The following is a 2,220-nucleotide window of genomic DNA, read 5'->3' on the forward strand; positions in this document are numbered from 1 at the left end:
CGGGCGCCGTGGTCGGGCAGGACCAGCCAGACGGCGATGACGGGGGCGACGCCGATGGTGGACTCGAGGGAGAGGTCCATCCGGCCGACGATGAGAATCAGCGCCTCGGCCAGGACGAGCAGGCTGAGTTCGGTGGCCTGCTGGCCGACGCCGAGGAGGTTGTCGGAGGTGAGGAAGGCGGGTGAGACGACGAAGCCGATGACGCCCAGAACGAGCAGGACCGGGACGAGCGACAGGTCGCGGTAGCGGGCCAGGTCGAAGCGGCGCCCGGCGGGGGCGGAGACGGCCGTGGCCGACGGTGCTCGGAGCTCAGTGGTCGGAGACATGGTGTTCCTTCGTGTCGGTCGGTCCGGTCATGCCCTCCATGGCTGCGACCAGTTGTTCGTCGCTCCAGCCGTGGGCGAACTCGGCGACGACACGGCCGTGGAACATGGCCAGGACGCGGTCGCAGACCCGCAGGTCGTCGAGTTCGTCGGACACGATCAGGGCGCTCCTGCCGGCGTCGGCGACTTCGCGGACGGTGCCGAGCAGGGATTCCTTCGACTTGATGTCCACGCCGTTGGTGGGCCGGATGGCGACCAGGACCTGCGGGTCGGTGGCGAGCGCGCGGGCGATGACGACCTTCTGCTGGTTGCCGCCGGACAGGGCGGAGACGGGGGTTGCCGGTCCCGGGGTCTTGATGTCCAGGTCGCTGATCATGCGCTGGGCGAAGGCCCGGGTGCGCGAGGGCAGTACCGTGCCGTACGGGCCGAGCTGGTCGGTGACGGTCAGGGTGGCGTTCTCGGCGACGCTGCGCTGCGGGACCAGGCCCTGGATGTGCCGGTCCTCGGGGACGAACCCGATCCCGGCGGCCAGCGCGGCCGGCACCCGGCCCGGGCGCACCGGGCGACCGGCGACGGTAATCGTGCCGGCCTTGGGTCGGTGCAGTCCGGCCAGTGTCTCGCCGAGTTGGACGTTGCCGCTGGCCGCGGCGCCGGCGAGGCCGAGCACTTCGCCGGCCCGGGCGGTGAGCGAGACGTCCTGGTAGGCGTCCGGCAGGGTCAGGGCCTCGATGTCGAGCAGCGTGGCACCCTCGGCGGATGTCCTGCCACCGGCGGACCAGCTCGGCGCGGACTCGTGTCCGCTCTCCCCGGTCATCGCCTCCACCAGCGCGTGGTGGTCGAGTTCGGCGACGGGGGCGGTGGTGATGTGCCGGGCGTCGCGGTAGACGGTGACGGTGGTGCAGAGGTCGTAGACCTCTTGCAGGTGGTGCGAGATGAAGAGGAACGCGACGCCCTGCTGCTGGAGCGAGCGCAGCTTGTCGAAGAGCTTGTCGATGCCGCGGGCGTCGAGTTTGGCGGTGGGCTCGTCGAGGATGATGAAGCGGGCACCGAAGGAGAGGGCGCGGGCGATCTCGACGAACTGCCGTTGCTCGACGGTGAGGTCCTCGGCGCGCGCGGTCGGGTCGACGTCGACCCCGTACTCGGCGAGGAGCTCGGTGGCGCGGGCGCGCAGCTGCTTCCAGCTGATGGGACGGAACGCGCCGCTGCTCTGGCGGTCCAGAAAGAGGTTCTCGGCGACGGTCAACGCGGGGATGATCGTGGAGCGCTGGTAGACGCAGGCGACCCGGGAGCGCCAGGCGTCGGTGTCACCGGGGGCCGGGGCCGGTTCGCCGTTGAAGCGCAGGGTGCCCGTGTCGGGTTGCTGGAGACCCGTCAGGATCGAGACCAGCGTGGACTTGCCCGCGCCGTTGCGGCCGACCAGGGCGTGGGACTCGCCGGGGGCCACCGAGATGCGGGCGTCGCTGAGGGCGACGGTGGCGCCGAAGCGCTTGCTGATCCCGTCGGCCTCGACGACGGGGCCCCGGACGGGGCTGGGGTCCGCCATGGCGGGGTGTCCTTTCAGCTGAGGGGCCAGGGGCCCACGGGCGCGGCCGGCGGGGAAACGTCGACTGCGCCCATGGAGCGTCCAGGGACTACTTGCCGACGCCGTTGCCCCAGAGGGACTTGTCGTCGACGTTGTCCTTGGTGACCAGGGGTGCGGGGAGCTGGTCCTCCAGGCCGTTGGGCAGGGAGATGATGGTCGACTGGTGGTCGGTGGGCCCGGGCTGGAAGGTCTTGCCCTCGGCGGCGGCCTGCGCGTAGTGGAGCGCGTACTTGGCGTAGAGGTCGGCGGGCTGGGAGACGGTGGCGTCGATGTCGCCCTTGCGGATCGCGTCGAACTCCTGCGGGATGCCGTCGT

The 2,220-nt window shown here is 71.3% G+C and carries 1 protein-coding gene and 2 pseudogenes; all 3 read right to left on the bottom strand.

Annotated features, from left to right (window positions below; all coding sequences use genetic code 11):
• Positions 1-326, bottom strand: a pseudogene (locus tag ACFC1F_RS43195) (ABC transporter permease); the annotation flags it as partial.
• A complete protein-coding gene (locus ACFC1F_RS43200) occupies positions 310-1,866 on the bottom strand; it encodes a sugar ABC transporter ATP-binding protein (protein ID WP_376167291.1) in 1,557 nt (518 codons plus the stop codon). The pseudogene ACFC1F_RS43195 and the gene ACFC1F_RS43200, both read right to left, overlap by 17 nt.
• A gap of 88 nt (positions 1,867-1,954) precedes the next feature.
• Positions 1,955-2,220, bottom strand: a pseudogene (locus tag ACFC1F_RS43205) (sugar ABC transporter substrate-binding protein); the annotation flags it as partial.

Source organism: Kitasatospora sp. NPDC056181, assembly GCF_042266225.1.
Classification (GTDB): Bacteria; Actinomycetota; Actinomycetes; order Streptomycetales; family Streptomycetaceae; genus Kitasatospora.